The sequence below is a fragment of the Nitratidesulfovibrio liaohensis genome, assembly GCF_011682075.1.
GTDB classification, from domain to species: Bacteria; Desulfobacterota; Desulfovibrionia; order Desulfovibrionales; family Desulfovibrionaceae; genus Cupidesulfovibrio; species Cupidesulfovibrio liaohensis.
This window is the reverse complement of sequence record NZ_VSMK01000459.1, coordinates 1-2,042: the sequence shown is the minus strand read 5'-3', so window position 1 is coordinate 2,042 and position 2,042 is coordinate 1. Positions and strand designations below refer to the sequence as shown.

General features: G+C 67.7%; 2 protein-coding genes. Both read left to right on the top strand.

What is annotated here, in order from left to right:
* A partial coding sequence (locus tag FVW27_RS14220; protein WP_167126276.1) for a glycosyltransferase family 9 protein occupies positions 1-753 on the top strand: 753 nt, incomplete at its 5' end.
* A gap of 193 nt (positions 754-946) precedes the next feature.
* A partial coding sequence (locus FVW27_RS14215) for a CgeB family protein (protein ID WP_167126279.1) occupies positions 947-2,042 on the top strand: 1,096 nt, incomplete at its 3' end.

The following is a 2,042-nucleotide window of genomic DNA, read 5'->3' as shown; positions in this document are numbered from 1 at the left end:
GGGCGCATGTCGCGCCGGTCGCTGCCGCCCGATGCGCTGGCGGCCTGCCTGCGCGCCGTGTACGAGGGGCTGGGCGGCCCGCGGGTGACCTTTTTCGGAACCAGGGCCGAGCGGCCGTTGCTGCGCAAGGTGCTGGACCATCTGCCCGCATCCGTGGCGGGAAACTACGACGACCTCGTGGGCCGCACCGGCTGGGCGGACCTGGCCGATGCGCTAGTGGGGCTGGACACGCTGCTCACCCCCGATACCGGCACCATGCACCTTGCCGCGCATCTTGGCGTGCCGGTGCAGGGCTTCTTCCTGTCCTCGGCGTGGTGCCACGAAACGGGACCCTACGGCCCCGGCCACCGGGTGTGGCAGGCCATCCTGGACTGCCTGCCCTGCCTTGAGGCGCGGCCTTGCCCCATCGGGGTGCAATGTCTGGATGCCTTCCGCTCGCGCGAGTTCCTGTCCTTTCTCTCCGGACGCCCCGGCGACCGTCACCCGCCCGGCATGCTGGGCATGGTCTCCACCCTCGACGACGTGGGGTCCACCTGGCTCACCGTGTTCGGCGAAGACCCGTCCGCGCCGCGGCGGGTGGAACTGCGGGCGCTGGTGGGCGAGTACCTTGGCCTGTTCGCGGGCGAGGAGCTGACGGACCACGATCTGGCCCGGCTGTTGTACCACGAGGCGGACTGGATGCTGCCCGGCCCGGAAGGCGCGGCATTCGCCGCATTCGACCCGTTTGCGGACGAACCGCAGCGCGGTGCATGAAGGGGTGCGCAGGTTGAAGATTGAAGTCCAACTTTAAGGTTTCCAGGGCAAAATTTGTCCTGCTCCACCACGGTTTCCGTCTCCACGCTCCGCCGGGTTACCGGCACGAGGTTCGCGCATGACCCAGTCTTTCGACACTCCTTCGTTTCCCGCCTCTGCCGTGCCCGGCGCGTCTGTCGCACCGGGCAGCATCATGCCCCGCCTGCGCGTGCTGGTGGTGTTGCCCATGTACGGCGGTTCCCTGCCCATCGGGCGGTATTGCGTGGATGCCCTGCGCGACCTGGGCCATGTGGTGGAAACTTTCGAGGCGCCGTCGTTCCTGGGGGCGTTTACGGCATTGAAGGACCTGAAGGTTACGGCGGACCGGCTGGAGTTTCTGGAAAACTCGTTCCTTCAGGTGGTATCGCAGGCGGTACTGGCCAAGGTGGAAACCTTCGGGCCGGACCTGGTGCTGTGCCTGGCGCAAGCCCCGCTGAACCATCAGGCCCTCAAGCGGTTGCGGCGCGACAACGTGGCCACGGCCATGTGGTTCGTGGAAGACCACCGGGTGTTCACCTACTGGCGGGCCTTTGCGCCGTTCTATGACGTGTTCGCGGTGATCCAGCGCGCGCCCCTGCTGGACGAACTGGCTGCCATGGGCGTGCGCGACGCGCTGTACCTGCCCATGGCAGCGCTGCCGACCTTTCACAAATCACTTGAACTTTCGCCGGTGGACCAGCGCCGCTACGGGGCCGACGTGGCCTTTCTGGGCGCGGGCTATCCCAACCGGCGCGTGGCCTTCCGCCAACTGGTGCATCTGGACTTCAAGATATGGGGCACGGAATGGGACGGAGAGCCCCTGCTGGCGCGTCACGTGCAGCAGGGCGGGGCGCGGGTGTCCGCCGAGGATTCGGTGAAGATCTACAACGCCAGCCGCATCAACCTGAACCTGCACTCCAGCATCCAGTCGCGCACCCTGGTCACCGGCGGCGACTTCGTGAACCCGCGTACCTTCGAACTGGCCAGCATCGGGGCCTTTCAGCTGGTGGATCGGCGCACCCTGATGGATGAACTGTTCGCCGAGGATGAACTGGCCACCTTCGATTCCATGGACGGGCTGACGGCGGCCATCGCCCACTACCTGGCCCACCCGGAGGAACGGCAGGCCATGGCGGCCCGTGCCCGGACACGGGTGCTGGCGGAACATACCTACCAGCACCGCATGCGCACGCTGCTGGAGTTCATCGCCCAGCGCCGCCCCGGCTGGCCCGCCCCGCGCGCCGCCGACGCAGGCCTGCCCGCCGACCTTC